The organism is Phormidesmis priestleyi BC1401 (assembly GCF_001650195.1).
Taxonomy (GTDB): Bacteria; Cyanobacteriota; Cyanobacteriia; order Leptolyngbyales; family Leptolyngbyaceae; genus Phormidesmis_A; species Phormidesmis_A priestleyi_B.
In genome coordinates this window covers 1-13,895 of the sequence record NZ_LXYR01000048.1, presented here as the reverse complement: position 1 = coordinate 13,895, position 13,895 = coordinate 1, and the positions used below count along the sequence as shown (strand labels likewise).

At 49.4% G+C, this 13,895-nt stretch carries 20 protein-coding genes; 14 read left to right on the top strand and 6 right to left on the bottom strand.

Annotation, left to right across the window (positions count from 1 at the left end):
* Window positions 1–29: 29 nt before the first annotated feature.
* The 8 genes from vapB to A8707_RS19990 all read left to right on the top strand — a co-directional run bounded on the left by vapB (window position 30) and on the right by A8707_RS19990 (window position 4,078).
* On the top strand, window positions 30–248 hold the full coding sequence (vapB, locus tag A8707_RS20025; protein WP_068818978.1) for a type II toxin-antitoxin system VapB family antitoxin: 219 nt from the start codon (window positions 30–32) through the stop codon (window positions 246–248).
* A 2-nt stretch (window positions 249–250) separates the two neighbouring features.
* Window positions 251–634 carry a type II toxin-antitoxin system VapC family toxin gene (locus A8707_RS20020; RefSeq protein WP_068818977.1) on the top strand — a complete coding sequence of 128 codons (384 nt, stop codon included), beginning with the start codon at window positions 251–253 and terminating at the stop codon, window positions 632–634.
* A gap of 42 nt (window positions 635–676) precedes the next feature.
* Complete coding sequence (locus A8707_RS20015) at window positions 677–1,054, top strand: hypothetical protein (RefSeq protein WP_068818976.1); 378 nt, start codon at window positions 677–679, stop codon at window positions 1,052–1,054.
* 18 nt (window positions 1,055–1,072) lie between these two features.
* Window positions 1,073–1,252 carry a hypothetical protein gene (locus A8707_RS20010; protein WP_068818975.1) on the top strand — a complete coding sequence of 60 codons (180 nt, stop codon included), beginning with the start codon at window positions 1,073–1,075 and terminating at the stop codon, window positions 1,250–1,252.
* Window positions 1,245–1,490 carry a hypothetical protein gene (locus A8707_RS20005; protein WP_231948222.1) on the top strand — a complete coding sequence of 82 codons (246 nt, stop codon included), beginning with the start codon at window positions 1,245–1,247 and terminating at the stop codon, window positions 1,488–1,490. Before A8707_RS20010 ends, A8707_RS20005 begins: the two co-directional genes overlap by 8 nt.
* A gap of 270 nt (window positions 1,491–1,760) precedes the next feature.
* Window positions 1,761–2,549, top strand: coding sequence for an ABC transporter permease (locus tag A8707_RS20000; RefSeq protein ID WP_068818974.1), 789 nt, complete (start codon window positions 1,761–1,763; stop codon window positions 2,547–2,549).
* A 2-nt stretch (window positions 2,550–2,551) separates the two neighbouring features.
* Window positions 2,552–3,334, top strand: coding sequence for an ABC transporter permease (locus A8707_RS19995; RefSeq protein WP_068818973.1), 783 nt, complete (start codon window positions 2,552–2,554; stop codon window positions 3,332–3,334).
* Window positions 3,335–3,370: 36 nt separating this feature from the next.
* Entirely contained in the window at window positions 3,371–4,078 is a 708-nt protein-coding gene (locus tag A8707_RS19990) for a gamma-glutamyl-gamma-aminobutyrate hydrolase family protein (RefSeq protein ID WP_068818972.1), read from the top strand.
* Between the two features lie 143 nt (window positions 4,079–4,221).
* Here A8707_RS19990 and A8707_RS19985 read toward each other — a convergent pair whose 3' ends face one another.
* Together A8707_RS19985 and A8707_RS19980 are read right to left on the bottom strand one after the other, a co-directional pair.
* Window positions 4,222–4,446, bottom strand: a complete 225-nt coding sequence (locus A8707_RS19985) for a type II toxin-antitoxin system HicB family antitoxin (protein ID WP_068818971.1) — start codon at window positions 4,444–4,446, stop codon at window positions 4,222–4,224.
* Entirely contained in the window at window positions 4,433–4,657 is a 225-nt protein-coding gene (locus A8707_RS19980) for a type II toxin-antitoxin system HicA family toxin (protein WP_068818970.1), read from the bottom strand. Before A8707_RS19980 ends, A8707_RS19985 begins: the two co-directional genes overlap by 14 nt.
* Before the next feature lie 24 nt (window positions 4,658–4,681).
* On the opposite strand from A8707_RS19980, the gene A8707_RS19975 reads away from it, so the two are divergent.
* Window positions 4,682–4,903 (top strand): hypothetical protein, encoded by a 222-nt coding sequence (locus tag A8707_RS19975; protein ID WP_068818969.1) that lies wholly within the window; start codon window positions 4,682–4,684, stop codon window positions 4,901–4,903.
* A gap of 145 nt (window positions 4,904–5,048) precedes the next feature.
* On the opposite strand, the gene A8707_RS19970 is transcribed toward A8707_RS19975, so the two are convergent.
* The 3 genes from A8707_RS19970 to A8707_RS19960 form a co-directional block, all read right to left on the bottom strand.
* Window positions 5,049–5,258: a DUF4926 domain-containing protein gene (locus A8707_RS19970; protein WP_068818968.1), complete on the bottom strand. Its 210-nt coding sequence runs from the start codon at window positions 5,256–5,258 to the stop codon at window positions 5,049–5,051.
* 18 nt (window positions 5,259–5,276) lie between these two features.
* A complete protein-coding gene (locus tag A8707_RS19965; RefSeq protein WP_068818967.1) occupies window positions 5,277–5,609 on the bottom strand; it encodes a DUF6883 domain-containing protein in 333 nt (110 codons plus the stop codon).
* A 172-nt stretch (window positions 5,610–5,781) separates the two neighbouring features.
* A complete protein-coding gene (locus A8707_RS19960; RefSeq protein WP_068818966.1) occupies window positions 5,782–7,623 on the bottom strand; it encodes a GmrSD restriction endonuclease domain-containing protein in 1,842 nt (613 codons plus the stop codon).
* Between the two features lie 568 nt (window positions 7,624–8,191).
* On the opposite strand from A8707_RS19960, the gene A8707_RS30325 reads away from it, so the two are divergent.
* The 5 genes from A8707_RS30325 to A8707_RS30320 all read left to right on the top strand — a co-directional run bounded on the left by A8707_RS30325 (window position 8,192) and on the right by A8707_RS30320 (window position 12,119).
* Complete coding sequence (locus A8707_RS30325) at window positions 8,192–8,320, top strand: hypothetical protein (protein ID WP_269452748.1); 129 nt, start codon at window positions 8,192–8,194, stop codon at window positions 8,318–8,320.
* A gap of 72 nt (window positions 8,321–8,392) precedes the next feature.
* Complete coding sequence (locus A8707_RS19955) at window positions 8,393–9,394, top strand: ABC transporter ATP-binding protein (RefSeq protein ID WP_068818965.1); 1,002 nt, start codon at window positions 8,393–8,395, stop codon at window positions 9,392–9,394.
* Window positions 9,395–10,195, top strand: a complete 801-nt coding sequence (locus A8707_RS19950; protein ID WP_068818964.1) for an ABC transporter permease — start codon at window positions 9,395–9,397, stop codon at window positions 10,193–10,195.
* 8 nt (window positions 10,196–10,203) lie between these two features.
* The gene (locus A8707_RS19945; protein WP_068818963.1) at window positions 10,204–11,946 is read left to right on the top strand and encodes a GldG family protein; all 1,743 of its coding nucleotides are present in this window, start codon (window positions 10,204–10,206) and stop codon (window positions 11,944–11,946) included.
* 44 nt (window positions 11,947–11,990) lie between these two features.
* Window positions 11,991–12,119 carry a hypothetical protein gene (locus A8707_RS30320; RefSeq protein WP_269452747.1) on the top strand — a complete coding sequence of 43 codons (129 nt, stop codon included), beginning with the start codon at window positions 11,991–11,993 and terminating at the stop codon, window positions 12,117–12,119.
* Between the two features lie 82 nt (window positions 12,120–12,201).
* On the opposite strand, the gene A8707_RS19940 is transcribed toward A8707_RS30320, so the two are convergent.
* Window positions 12,202–13,895: sensor histidine kinase (locus A8707_RS19940; RefSeq protein WP_231948221.1), on the bottom strand; the 1,694-nt coding region annotated here is incomplete at its 5' end.

The window sequence follows — 13,895 nt, the reverse complement described above, 5'->3', positions numbered from 1 at the left end:
ATCCACCCTTCTTACTAGGAGAACACACCATGCTCTCACCCCAACTCATCGCAACCCTCGACAAATTACCCCCAGATCTTCAAGCCGAAATCCTCAACTATGCCGAATACCTCGCCACCAAACACAACCAAACCCAAACCTCAGAACTCCAACCCAAACAATACCGCCAAGCCGGAACCATGAAGGGTATGTTCACAATGACAGACGACTTCGACGCACCCCTAGAAGATCTCAAAGACTACATGTAACCATGACCTATCTTCTCGATACCCACACCCTCATCTGGTTCTTTGAAAACGATCCTCGACTCCCACCCATTACCCGCACTCAAATCGAAACTACCCCTACCATCTTTATCAGCATTGTCTCCCTCTGGGAAATCGCCATCAAAGCCAACATCGGCAAACTCGCTCTCTCTTTCCCCTTCAACACGATCGAACCCAACCTCATCACCGCAGGCATCACCCAACTCCCCATCACCTTCAAAGACATAGAAATTTATCTCTCCCTACCCCTCCATCACCGCGACCCTTTCGATCGGATTCTCATCGCTCAAGCCATCAACTATTCCCTCACCCTCATCAGTCAAGATGTCCAGATGGATGCCTACTCCATTCAACGACTCTGGAACTAAGACAAGACCAGAACCCACTTAGCCAAACTAGAAAAAAATCAAATGACGAACAGTTCCAAATACAACTTTCCCAACGCCCAGAAAGTTCAAGTCTTCGAGCAAATCGATACCTACATCGAAACTCAAAATAACACCACCGAACAAACCTTCGAGATCCTTCTCACTGACTTCCAAGCCTTCCTCACCGATCTGCAAACCCACTACCCCACCGTCACTACTCCCGAAGCCGCCGCTCAGACCATCACTGTCCAAGCCAAGCAACTGCCTCCTGCCCGCTGGAAAAGTTTTCTCGACCTGAAACGGCTTTGGAAGGGCGGCAAAAAAGCGAGTGTCAAAGTTGGCGAACATTTTGCGGAAAATAATGTTTGGGCGAAAGGTGCAATCGCATTCCTCGAAGGCGTAAGCGAAAATGTGAAATAAATTCAACTCATCAAAATTATGCAAACCACGATCGACCTCCCTGACAATCCATCTCTCACAGAAGCAGATTTGCGCGCTCCAAGCGATCCTGACGACGACCCAGATGAACTCATCTTTGCCCATCTGCGGATTTCCTTACAAGCCAAAGAAGGCAACTTGAAGCCTATCTCTGAACTTTGGAATGAAATGGATGACTGAATTTCCATCCATTCAAATTTTAGTCACACCCGATTTTCAAGGACAACTTCGCAAGTTAGCCAAACGTCATCGCATTATTCGGTCTGATCTACAACCTCTGTTCGATGACCTCGAAAGTAGCAACTGTCCTGGCGATCAAATTCCTAGCACGACTTATACCGCTTTCAAAGTTCGTGTCAAAAACAGTGACATTCAAAAAGGCAACGGTGCGGGCTATCGGGTCATTGACCAATTATGAGACAAAATCCGCATTCTGCTTGTCACCCTCTATTCTAAATCCGACGAAACCACTCTTACAGCCCGTGAAATTTGCGAAATCATCGATCGCTTTGATGAGCCCACCAAAACTCCTGACCCAGAAATCTGAGCGATACAGCTTACGAAATCTTTCAAACCTATTTGGAAGCACAAAAGCTCGATCGACGAAAAAGCCAAAGCAGCGATCGCTTCGCCCCTCTCCCCCAGTTAGAATCAACGATCAGTGACGTACCCCAGTTAATCAAAAGCGATGAAACGACTATTTAGAGTCATCAAAACCATGTTGCTCGTTTACTACGCCTATATGGTGGAGTATCGCGCAGAACTCATCTTGTGGGTGCTATCTGGTTCGTTGCCAATCATTCTCATGGGCGTGTGGACTCAGGCAGCCCAGCAGGGCAATTTTGGCTTGTCTCCAACCGACTTTGCCCGCTATTTTTTAGCCGTGTTTCTTGTCAGACAGTTAACTGTGGTCTGGGTGATTTGGGAGTTTGAGCGAGAAGTCGTCGAGGGCAAACTATCGTTTCGGTTGATGCAGCCGATCGACCCTGCTTTCTATCACGTCATCTCTCACATATCAGAAAAATTTGCGCGATTGCCGTTTGCATTCCTGTTAATTGGGTTGTTTTTTTTACTGTATCCGGCTGCACTCTGGTTGCCGAGTTCTAGTAATCTCTTTTTATTCTCGATCGCGACTATCTTAGCGTTTGCGCTACAGTTTGTCATTCAATACACGTTTGCGATGCTGTCATTTTGGACGGAGCGTGCGAGTTCTATTCAAGAGTTTTGGTTTTTGTTTTACCTATTCTTGTCGGGAGTGATTGCACCATTAGAAGTATTTCCGCCCGTGGTGAGAACGATCGCGCTCTTCACTCCATTTCCCTACCTGGTGAATTTTCCAGCCAGCATTTTAGTTGGATTGCCAACCAATATTGGGCAAGGATTTTTGGTGATGCTGATTTGGAGTGTGGTGTTCTTTGGGCTAAATCGATGGCTTTGGCGCAAAGGACTCAAGCAATATTCGGGAATGGGGGCTTAACAATGCAGCGATATTGGAACTTGTTGACCCTGTTTTGGAGCACGTCGATCGCGGCGGAACTTGAGTATCGTACAAACTTTCTGGTGGCAGCATTCACGAGTCTGGGCGGACTCGCCGGGAGTCTATTCGGATTGTTTTTGTTCTACCGAACGGGCTACACATTTGCGGGTTGGCGATGGGAAGAAGCGCTGATCGTGGTCGGAGTTTTCACGCTGCTAGAAGGCTTTTCGGCGACGTTTTTGGCTCCTAATCTCAATCGCATCGTGCGTCATGTGCAGACCGGAACGCTGGATTTTGTCCTGCTCAAGCCGATTAGTTCACAGTTTTGGCTGTCTACTCATACGCTGTCGCCGTGGGGTTTGCCTGATCTGATGTTTGGGCTGATTGTGGTTATTTATGCTGGGAGCCGTTTGGGCGTTGCACTTCAAGGCTATTTGTTGAGTTTGATTCCGCTCACCTTTGGGTTGGCGATTCTTTATAGCCTGTGGTTTATGTTGGGGGCGACCAGCATCTGGTTTGTGAAAATCTACAACGTCACCGAAGTGCTGCGAGGGTTGCTCGAAGCGGGTCGATTTCCGATGGCGGCGTATCCTGCCACCTATCGATTCTTCTTCACATTTGTGGTGCCCGTGGCGTTTTTGACGACGGTTCCTTCGGAAGCGATGTTGGGTCGGACAAATGTGGGATGGACGATCGCAGCCGCTTTTCTGGCGATCGCCCTTCTCTTCGCGTCTCGATTCTTCTGGCGCTTTGCATTGCGTTTTTATACAAGTGCATCTAGCTAAAGGCACAATAGAAATTAGACTCTTCACCTTTCAATCATGGCTTCGCCGATCATCGGAATCCCAAATCACAGCCGCAACGAGGCAGGCGAACTTTGCCTACCCGGAACTTATGTCGATGCGGTGCAGGCGGCTGGTGGAACTCCAATTTTGCTGCCACCCAATCAACCTGAGCTTAGACAGATTCTTGCAATATTAGACGGATTAATTCTGCCCGGAGGCGGTGATATCAGTCCGACTTTATATGGTGGAATGCCCCATCCAACGATTTATTCGGTTGACCCCGATCGAGACGATTTTGAATTTGCCCTAGCGAAACTCGCGCTAACTGCCTCGATTCCAGTGCTAGGAATTTGTCGGGGAATGCAGATGCTGAATGTGGCGAGTGGCGGCGATTTGGTGACTCATGTGCCAGAGATTTATGGAACGGCGATCGCGCATCGGCTCGATCATCCCCGTCGCCCGACTCAGCACGAAGTTTATATTCTGCCCGAAAGCCGATTAGCTGACATTCTCGGCACCACTGAGGCGACGATCGTCACTTGGCATCATCAATCTGTAAAGAATCTGTCGATCGACTGGAAAGTTGCGGCAAAAGCCCCTGATGGGTTGATAGAAGCGATCGAGCATCAACGTCATCTGTGGATGTTTGGGCTTCAGTGGCATCCAGAAATGTCGGCTCACGACCCCGCTCATCAACGATTATTTCAGGCATTTGTCGATGCTGCAATCAGGATGAAGCGATAAGGGTTGAAAAAATTTAGTTGCTAGCATCACTCGTCGGTTGTCGCCAAAGTTATGAATACTAACGGTATCTTGCCATCTTTTGAATGATAATTTTACCATCGACCTTGAAGACGATCAGTAAGCGGAGCAGGTGCGATCGCTCTCTAAGCAACTTGTAAAGTTTGAGGCTGTGGAAGTGTTTGTCCTTCAGCTTGATAACTTTCAACTAACAGTTCCAACACTTCCTGAGCATTTTTTAGAGCCGCTTCGTAAGTCTCACCATCCGTAAAATAGCGCTGAATCTCTGTTGCAAACTCTGGCAACTCCACGAGATAGCTCTGATCCACGTCAGACCAAACAATATTAACTCGATACTTAAATTGGCTCATCTTCTTGCTCCTTGTTTTCTAGCTGTTGTAGAGCATCATCGACTAACTTCTCTAGATAAGGTTTAGCATCTTTTCCATCCTTCCCTGCTAATGTAATCGGCAATTCTGGTAATTCTGGATGAACCCACCGCTCATGACTTCCTCGAATTCGCACACAGCTAAAACCTACTCTACGCAGCATTGCCTTTAGTTCTCTAATTTTCTTAGGCATTTTTTCTCCAACAGTGCCGCCTCCTTGACCTCTGCGTTGAGCGCTGCATCGTTTTCTCACCCCTTTTTACTTCCGGCTCGTTGCTGTCCCCAGCCTGATTCAGATGGGTTGATAGAAGCGATCGAGCATCAGCATCATCCGTGGATGTTTGGGCTTCAGCGGCATCCAGAAATGTCGGCTCAAGATCCCGCTCATCAACGATTATTTCAGGCATTTGTCGATGCCGCAATCAGGATGAAGCGATAAGGGCTGGGAAAAACTCGCTAGATCCTGGCATTAAGTAGGTAAGTGGAATTAAATGTGGGATGGATGTAGGTTGGACACACGCATGGGTTACGCTATCGCTGACCTGTCCTACAAATAATTGTGCCTCCCTACTGACTTCCAAGATTCAAGTGGTTTGGGGAAGGGGAGCATAGTAAAGCTGCATTAACTGAAGAGCATTTAAGGTTTCTACAGCATAAGTCTTGCCTTTGAGGTCAACAAATTCGACCTCAAAAGCTCCTGTCTCATACACCTCGATAACAGTGCCGACTTGACCTTTATGAAGGTTGAGATCAGGTAAGTCTTGGGTGAGCGCTACTACGTCTAAGAGTTTCATTGTATGGTCTCCTGGAGGTTAGAGAATGTAGCAGGTGACGAGGCGAGGAAAGTCTTCAGTCTGTCTGACGATCCAGATACTTCTGATGATGGCGTTTTTACCTTCGCGTGTCATTTCAAAATCGATTTGGTATTTCTGCCCGTAAGGATTGCGTTTAGTGGATAGGGCATCTTCGGACTTGAGGGCTTGGCGCAGAGCAGCCCATAGCTCCTCAGCTTGTTCTAGCCCAATGCCCAGCGCAGATTGAAACACAGTTGCTTTGTGGCGACCCTCTGGGTGATTGGAATTGAGAGAATAGCCTTCCAGCTTATCTGGAGAAATAATTGCCCTATCAGGATTTGGTAGTTTCACGCCACGGTAGTGCTATCTAAGAAAGGATAGAGAAAAATGAACTGAGACGGGCAGATCATTCTGCAAATCTCCTAGTATTGCTTGACTATTCTCTACTCTTTCCTAAACAGGACTACCATCGTTCTTATAAATATTTGCCTTAGTATTCTGGGTCGGTGTAGGACGATGTGGCTCACTCCTCTTCGTCTGCTTCGTCTTCGGGAACGACTTCGTTAGACATCACGATCGACTTGCCCATAGCGGTCTCGATTTTGACCAACAAGGCTTGTCTGCGCGAACTGATAAACCCTTCAAAGTCATCTTGGCGCAGCGCGGTGGGGTCAATGCAGTGAGTCACTAAGATGGCATCCATCCCTGCATCGTCTAACTGAACGGTCTCATGGGTTTGAAGCTGGTTTAGATATTCACTGGGAGCCTTGCCCCCGATCGTGCGGTTTGCTTTGGAGGAGATCGGGGTTTTGTTGAGAATCGAGTCGTAACGGGCAGGCGGGATGTCGTAGCTCTCGCACCACTTCTTAGGAAAGATGTGGTGAATATCAAGTTGGTTTTCTTTCCAGTCGGTTTCGGCAAGGTCGCGAATGGTAGATTTCCAGAAGAAGTCTTTGGCTCCTTGTCGCTGAACCAACACGCTGATTCCTTTGTAAGCAGCGCTGTTGCGAGAGCGGAGAGTTTCTAGACGAGCAGGTTGGAAGTTAGCATCGCGGACGGTGACGGGTTCTCGATCGCCCCCTCTTACCCAGTCCATAAGTTCCTGAATGTCGAGCGCCATTCGCGTCTCAACAGCTCCCCCATAAAGCTCTCCCAAGATGCCACACCAAAACCAACGGGCAAGTTTGTCATAGATTCTGGGTTGGAGCCAGTCATCGCCCAGCAGAGCTAAGACGGCAGCAAGCGGCACTAATTGAGTGCTATACGGTAGATCACGGGTTGAGAAGAAAGATTCTTTTCGGAGAAACTTTGCCGCTTTTCGGAAGCCGTCAGTCAGCTTGCTTTTCCACTGCCGATAGTTAGCTAGGGGTAGGGATAAGACGGCTTCACGCTTGGCACTGACTCCCGTTACTTGCTTGCCTGTTTTGCCTGATGCAAGATCTGCCTGACGCTTTTCCCAGGTATGCAGCAGAGACAGCGCTTGTAAAAATTCGGTGGGCTGTACCTCTTTTAGTAATGCCTGCTTTGAAAGTGTTTGGTGAATGCCTTCAATCTTTTCTTTCGCGTTGCCGTACCACTCGTCTCGCAGGTTGGCGTTATCAGCAGCATAAGTCGCTGTAACAAGCTCAAACACGGATAGGGCAACGCCGCCAGTATTGACTTTCTCGAAGACCAAGCAGACTGCTTCTTTTTTGTTTTCTTTACTCAGTTCGATGATCGGGACGGTGTAGTTACGGAATTCATTCAAGACTTGTCTGCGGAATACGGCATACTGCCCGAACTTTGCAGCATCGTAGGCTAGGAGTCCTTCCTCCCAGTCGTCAGAGTTGAGAATTTGATTGCAAGGGAAGTAAAAGTTCTCGTATTCCTTTTCTGGAGTGCTGAGATCGAGTTTGATGTCACGACCGAAGTTTTCTTTAATAATCCGGTTCTCGTCTACCCCGATGACAGCAGTTTCATAATGTTCTTCTCCAGTCAGGGCAAGTTCGATGTCGATGTAGTAATAACGCTTGAGGGATTTGCCTGTACTCGTGCGAGTGTCCACAGGCTGCTTGAGCATCAGCACTTGCGTGAGAGAGGTCAGGCGTTGTTGACCATCGAGAATCAGTTGTTCGGTGTCTTCAGGTTTGATTTGGGTTGTGTCCAGCCCTTCGACAGGGCGAACTTTGAAGCGAGTATCGCCGCCTGCTTCTAGCATCATGACGGCTCCGATCGGGAAGGCACGAGCAATGCTCACCAACAACGATTGGATGCCTTCGTCTTTCCACACCCAGCCTCGCTGAAAATCAGGAAGTTGAATTTTGCCGGAAACAATGTCCCGGAGCAAATCAGCGAGTCGTTTTTTGGTGGAGTCGAAGTTGGACATACTGCTTTCCTGTGTCTATGGGTCAGCTTTTGTGTCAGCTTTTGTTGCGCGATGGCTTTGGTAGAGTGCCCTCAACGCTTGCTGAAACCTAACCTACGAGCCTCTAAATCGTCAGGTGGTGAATGGCTGAGGTTGCGATCGTCCTAAATCACTGAATGCTGGTACAAATGCCTGGGATTTGCCTCCCAGAACAATCCAGATTCCACGGAAATTTTTCGAGGAGGTGAGATTGTGACTAACTCACCTCCTCGAACTCGCTCGTGAGTCTCTCGGACTCGTTCATGAGTCTCTGGAAGTCGTTCATGAGTCTCTGGAAGTCGTTCATGAGTCTCTGAGAGTCGTTCATGAGTCTCTAGAACTCGTTTACAAGTCTCTCAAAGTCGTTCATGAGTCTCTGGAACTCGTTTATGAGTCTCTCAAAGTCGTGCATGAGTGTCTGGAACTCGTTCGTGATTCCCTGGAACTCGTTTATGGGTCTCTGGAACTCGTTTATGGGTCTCTGGAACTCGTTTATAAGTCTCTGGAAGTCGTTCGTGAGTTTCTCGATCGAGCTTATTGACCTGTCGATATGAATTACGCCAAAGGCAGTTGGGGCAATTCCTACTCGCCACTTGTTTTGTCCTTAAGCCAACTCTCGCTTAATCTGAGCGATCGGGCAACCACTCAGTTCTGCTCAACGTCTCGATCGGGGTATTAATTTTTTGCTCAATGGCATTCAAAGTCTGCTATTCTGCCAGACTGCAAGGGCAACCTCTTCAACCTGCACTTTATGATCGACGTTGAACATCTCAGCAAGGTTTATGGCTCCACCTCCGCGATCGCCGATGTGACGTTTTCGGTCGAGCCGGGTGAAATTTTGGGCTTTCTAGGACCCAATGGAGCCGGAAAAACGACGACGATGCGAATTCTGGCGGGCTATCTGCCTGCAACCAGTGGGACAGCAAAAGTCGCCGGATTTGAGGTGCATAAAGACTCAATGGCAGTGCGGCAGCGCATCGGCTATCTGCCCGAATCACCGCCGCTCTACCCTGACATGACCGTTGAGGGATATCTCAGTTTTGTGGCTCAAATCAAGGGTGTCAATGCGGGCGATCGTCCCCAGCGAATTCAGTCAGCTTTAACACGCTGCAATCTGCTCGAAAAACGCAAAACAATTATTCGCAAACTGTCCAAAGGGTTTCGGCAACGAGTCGGCATTGCTCAAGCGATCGTCCACGATCCCCCGGTCATTATTTTGGATGAACCGACCGTCGGACTCGATCCGCGACAAATCATTGAGGTGCGAAATTTAATCAAAAACCTGGCGGGAGATCACACTGTGATTCTCTCGACGCACATTTTGCCCGAAGTCAGCATGACGTGTAGCCGCGTTGCGATTATCAATCATGGTCAAGTAGTGGCAACCAACACGCCCGAACGTTTGATGACTCAGTTGATGGGCGGGTCGGGCTATGAGCTAGAAGTCGAGGGAGACTTTGAATCAGTGCAGCGATGCTTGCAAGCCGTGCAGGGAGTGACTGCGATCGAGCCAATGTCCACCGATTTACTGCCTCAAAATCGTCTCAAAATCAAAGTCGTCTCTGGGTCTGAAACGGAGCTAGGCTCAGAGATCGCGACAGCGCTCGTCAGTCATCAGTTAGGACTGTATGAGATGCGGCGAGTGCAGGCAAGTTTAGAAACCGTGTTTTTGCAGCTTACGACCGAAGAAACGCCTGTCGAGAATGCATCTGAAGTCGAGCCGTCTGATGAAGCGATCGAGGAGACACCCTAAATGAAAATGCTGGCGTACAACGTTTTGGCAATTTATCGACGCGAGTTACAAAGCTATTTTGCGTCCCCGTTGGCGTATGCGATCGCGACTATTTACTGGATCTTGGCTGGCATTCTGTTCAAAGCCGCTTTTGATGGCGTAATCGATCAAGGCAACTATGTCGATCTTCAAGCTCAGTCTGGGGTTCCGATTTCTCCGATCGATGTCCCCTATGAGTTGCTTCGCACATATCTGGGCGTGATGGGTTCGCTGTCGCTGTTCGTGTTGCCGATTTTGTCGATGGGGCTTTACGCTGACGAACGCAAACGTGGCACACTCGAATTGTTGGCAACGTCTCCAATCACCAATTGGGCAGTCGCGATCGGAAAATTATTAGGAGTACTGACATTCTTCATCACGATGTCGCTGCCATTGCTGTTATATGAAGCGATCGCGCTCAATGGCGTAGATCCTCCCGTTCCACTCAGCGTCATTCTTTTGGGTCACGCAGGGCTAATCTTACTGGCTGCCTCGGTGCTCTCACTCGGAATGTTTGTGTCGTCTTTAACAGATAGCACTATTTTAGCGGCGATTCTCACCTTCGCGTTAGTCCTCTGTTTGTGGATTATTAGCGAATTAGCCAAAAACTTTGGTGGCATCGTAGGAGATGCGCTATTTAACTTATCTCTGCTAAAGCATTACACAAACTTAGTTCAAGGCGTAGTTGATACGAGTAGTTTAGTGTTGTTTGCTAGTTATATTTTTCTCGGAATCTTTCTGACTGCCCAATCGATCGACGCATTGCGATTCCAACGTTCTTAGTGATTTTTATGAAGACCTCACAGCCCCGTCCTGCACTCCTTAAATACTGGAGAACTCTGTTTTGGTCCGGTCCTCTTCTGTCAATTATGGGCATCTCAGCCGGGGTCGTTTCAGGCGGTTGGACTTCGATTCCGCTGGGGCTAATCATCAGCGGCATCGTGATTATGGGGCTGTGGGTGGTGTTTTTAGGTCGCGGAGGCGATGCACGGCAACCCCAATTTTGGAGCCGTCGATCGACCCAAGTTAGCACCAATGCTTTGGTTAGCACGATCGCCGTTTTTGTGATTCTGGGGCTGCTCAACTTCTCAGTGAGTCGTCACCCGACGAGAATTGATTTAACCGAAGGGCAACTATTCACTCTCTCGCCAGAGTCTCAGCAAGTGGTAAAAGAGTTGCCCCAAGCGGTAAAAGTATGGATTTTTGACAGTCAACAAAATTCTCAAGACCGAGATTTGTTAGAGAACTATCAGCGACAAAACCCTAAGTTCTTGTTTGAGTTTATTGACCCCGAAGCTAATCCCGGCTTGGCAACGTCGTTTGGGATCAAAAACAGTGGCGAAAACCGAGATGTCTATCTAGAGTTGCAGTCGAGTAAGCGCAGACAGTTTGTGCAGAGCATCAGCCCTCAGATTCGCCTCTCTGAAAACCGCATCACTAGCGGAATTTTGCAACTCACCCGCGATCGCCAGTCTAAACTCTATTTTCTGCAAGGACACGGAGAACGATCGCTCGACGCAGGACAAGGTGCCATTTCCCAGGCTGCTCAAGCGCTCAAAGATAAGAATTTTGTCGGTGAACCCCTCAATTTGGGACTCACCGACAAAGTTCCGGCAGATGCGGCGGCGGTGATGGTCGTAGGTCCGGTTCGCCCGTTGCCAGAGGCAGAGACAAAGGTGCTGCAAGACTATCTCAATCAGGGTGGAAATCTGCTCGTCGCGGTTGACCCCCCGATTAAATCGGGACTGGATAATCTGCTCAATTTGTGGGGCGTTAAATTGGACGATCGAGTCGTGATCAATGCCTCCGATCGTCAAGTTCGCGGTAAGGGTCCGACAGCGGTTGTAATCGCGCAATATGGTGACCACCCGATCACCAAAGACTTTCGCAACAGCAACTCAATTTATCCACTGGCGCGTCCTTTAGACATCACTCCGGTTCTGGGGGTGCAATCAACGCCTCTGTTGTTGACTGATCCCAACAGTTGGGCAGAAAGCAATCTCAAAGAGCAGCCTCTCAAATTAGATGATGGCGATCGACCGGGACCGATCGCGATCGGCGCAGCATTCACTCGCCAAGTCACGCCCTCTGCTCAACCGAGTCCGTCACCATTGGTTAGCCCGTCTCCTCAAGCGTCGGGATCTCCATCTCCCACTCCTTCAGTATCTTCAACTCCATCAGTTAGCTCGTCTCCTCAAGCGTCGGTCAGTCCTTCAGGATCTCCAAGCCCGACTCCATCGACCCCGCCCTTTGTTCAAGGCACTAAAGAGTCGCGCCTGATCGTCTTTGGCAACTCTACGTTCGCCACCGACGGGCTGTTTGGTCAATATCTTAACGGAGACGTGTTTGTCAACTCAGTAAGCTGGTTGAGTCAGCAAGACCAGCAGCCGTTATCGATTCGCCCTAAAGACTTAAAAAATCGGCGCATCACCCTCACAAACGAGCAAGCCAGTGTTTTAGGATTCATTGCACTGGTTGCAGTTCCATTAGTGGGGTTGACGAGCGCCAGCTTTGTTTGGTGGAGGCGACGATAAAATCTGTAGACTCTTTGACACTCAGCGCGATCGCAAGATTTACTTTGCAAAATGAGTGCACGGTTTTTTTAGTCGGAATTCTCACCGATTTGCTGACCGAGTTGAGCGAAATAGACAGCTATCAAGGCGTGGTGCAAGTGATCTATGAAGCACAGATTTTACCCTCACCCTAGCCCTCTCCCCAGGGAGAGGGCTAGGGTGAGGGTGAGAAGTTGCACCTTAATCAATCCACGTTCCTTAGGAGATTTATGCGACTCATCCAACTCTAGGCAGAGACAGCATAAAGCAGCTTCCCTGCTCTGGTGTTGACTTTACCGTGATCTCACCGCCGTGGAGTTGGGCAAGCTTTTGCGACAGCGCTAACCCCAACCCTGTGCCTTGATATTTGCGATCGATGCCGCTATCAAGCTGCTGAAACGGCTGAAATAGTTTTGATAGTTCTGACTCAGGAATGCCAATTCCAGTGTCGGTGACGAGGAACTGAACTGAGGTTTCTGTTTTATCCACCGCTAACGTCACCGAACCTGTGTCTGTAAACTTGATGGCGTTGGACAACAGATTGAGCAAGATTTGAACGAGTCGCCGTTTGTCAGCCAGGCAAGTCGAGGCATCAGGACTGATAGTAAGGGATAAGTCTAGTCCGCGTCGAGCCGCTTGTTCTCGCACGATCGAGAGACAGGTTTCGCAAATCTCTTCAACGCCGACGGTTTCTAAGACCAACTCTTCTCGATTGGCTTCGATTTTAGACAAATCTAGCAAGTCGTTAATCAAATCAAGAAGCTGATAGCCTCCGGCTGAGACGCGCTGCAAATATTCTCGTTGTCGCTCATTGATCGAGCCAAACACCTCTTGAAGCAACACGCTCGAAAAGCCAATAATGCTGGTGAGCGGAGTGCGAAGCTCATGACTCATGTTGGCAAGAAACGCGCTTTTCGCCTGGTTAGCGGCTTCAGACGCTAACTTCTCTTGCTGAAGCTCCTGAGTTCTCTGCTGAATGAGTTGTTCTAACCGTTCTTCACTTTGGCGCAGTGCCTCAACGCGGGCTAACTCTGCGCTCAACCGTCGCCCAAAAAAAGAAGCCAGCAGCGCCAGCGTTAAGACCATCAGAGCCGCGATGCCAATCACCGTCGCCAGCCGCGATCCATCGAGCGTCGCAGACTTGGGCACGGTCAGCGGCGCAAAATAAAACCGCACACCCGACATTGCAATGTAGTGCATTCCTGAAATGGCACTGCCCATCAGCAGGGCGCTTCCTACTAAGTGCTGACACTGCCGCACCGTTGCCTCGACCCGCCCAGATTGAAACGCCAGCTTCAGCGACGCGATCGAGGCTGCGATCGCGATCACAACCCCCAAAATAATTTGCGTTAGCTGATATTGCTGAGTCGCCGCTACCCGCAGGGCTGCCATCGCTGCATAGTGCATCGCCACAATGCTAGTGCCGATGAATAAGCCGCCGCTAATCAGAGAGAGCCACCCGATCGGTCTTTGCCGAGTAACCGCCCAAAAGCCCAAGCCAGATCCCAAGACTGCCGCAACGAGCGACAGCACGACGATGCCAAAGTCATAGCTCACCGGGGCAGCCAGTTGGTGCGCCAAGATTGCGGTAAAGTGCATCGACCAGATGCTAATGCCGAGAGCTAGACTACTGCCAATGAGCCACCAGCGACTCTGCCCGTGTGACGGCACAATCTGCTCTGCAATATCCAAAGCCGTATAGGAACCGATTATTGAGATTGCAATCGAGAGCAACACTAAACGAAAGTCTGTCTTTGCGGCAAGGTCAATCGCTGTTTGAGACATTCCCTTATCAGATCTTTGAGTTGAATTGGGAAGCTCGATCGCCACCCACTTACCGGAATGGAGGGCTGGGGAACCCTTAAAGCCCCTGTCTTTTAAGCATGGGGATGTAAAAGGGGTTCCCGCGTGGCGGTCACGCCACAGAGTCT

Coding starts and splice junctions, on each gene's coding strand:
- A8707_RS19955 (WP_068818965.1), top strand. CDS start 8,393: ATGATCGACGTTGAACATCTCAGCAAGGTTTATGGCTCCACCTCCGCG.
- A8707_RS19945 (WP_068818963.1), top strand. CDS start 10,204: ATGAAGACCTCACAGCCCCGTCCTGCACTCCTTAAATACTGGAGAACT.
- A8707_RS20010 (WP_068818975.1), top strand. CDS start 1,073: ATGCAAACCACGATCGACCTCCCTGACAATCCATCTCTCACAGAAGCA.
- A8707_RS20015 (WP_068818976.1), top strand. CDS start 677: ATGACGAACAGTTCCAAATACAACTTTCCCAACGCCCAGAAAGTTCAA.
- vapB (WP_068818978.1), top strand. CDS start 30: ATGCTCTCACCCCAACTCATCGCAACCCTCGACAAATTACCCCCAGAT.
- A8707_RS19995 (WP_068818973.1), top strand. CDS start 2,552: ATGCAGCGATATTGGAACTTGTTGACCCTGTTTTGGAGCACGTCGATC.
- A8707_RS30325 (WP_269452748.1), top strand. CDS start 8,192: ATGAATTACGCCAAAGGCAGTTGGGGCAATTCCTACTCGCCACTTGTT.
- A8707_RS19990 (WP_068818972.1), top strand. CDS start 3,371: ATGGCTTCGCCGATCATCGGAATCCCAAATCACAGCCGCAACGAGGCA.
- A8707_RS19970 (WP_068818968.1), bottom strand. CDS start 5,258: ATGAAACTCTTAGACGTAGTAGCGCTCACCCAAGACTTACCTGATCTC.
- A8707_RS20005 (WP_231948222.1), top strand. CDS start 1,245: ATGACTGAATTTCCATCCATTCAAATTTTAGTCACACCCGATTTTCAA.
- A8707_RS20020 (WP_068818977.1), top strand. CDS start 251: ATGACCTATCTTCTCGATACCCACACCCTCATCTGGTTCTTTGAAAAC.
- A8707_RS19980 (WP_068818970.1), bottom strand. CDS start 4,657: ATGCCTAAGAAAATTAGAGAACTAAAGGCAATGCTGCGTAGAGTAGGT.
- A8707_RS19985 (WP_068818971.1), bottom strand. CDS start 4,446: ATGAGCCAATTTAAGTATCGAGTTAATATTGTTTGGTCTGACGTGGAT.
- A8707_RS20000 (WP_068818974.1), top strand. CDS start 1,761: ATGAAACGACTATTTAGAGTCATCAAAACCATGTTGCTCGTTTACTAC.
- A8707_RS19950 (WP_068818964.1), top strand. CDS start 9,395: ATGAAAATGCTGGCGTACAACGTTTTGGCAATTTATCGACGCGAGTTA.
- A8707_RS19960 (WP_068818966.1), bottom strand. CDS start 7,623: ATGTCCAACTTCGACTCCACCAAAAAACGACTCGCTGATTTGCTCCGG.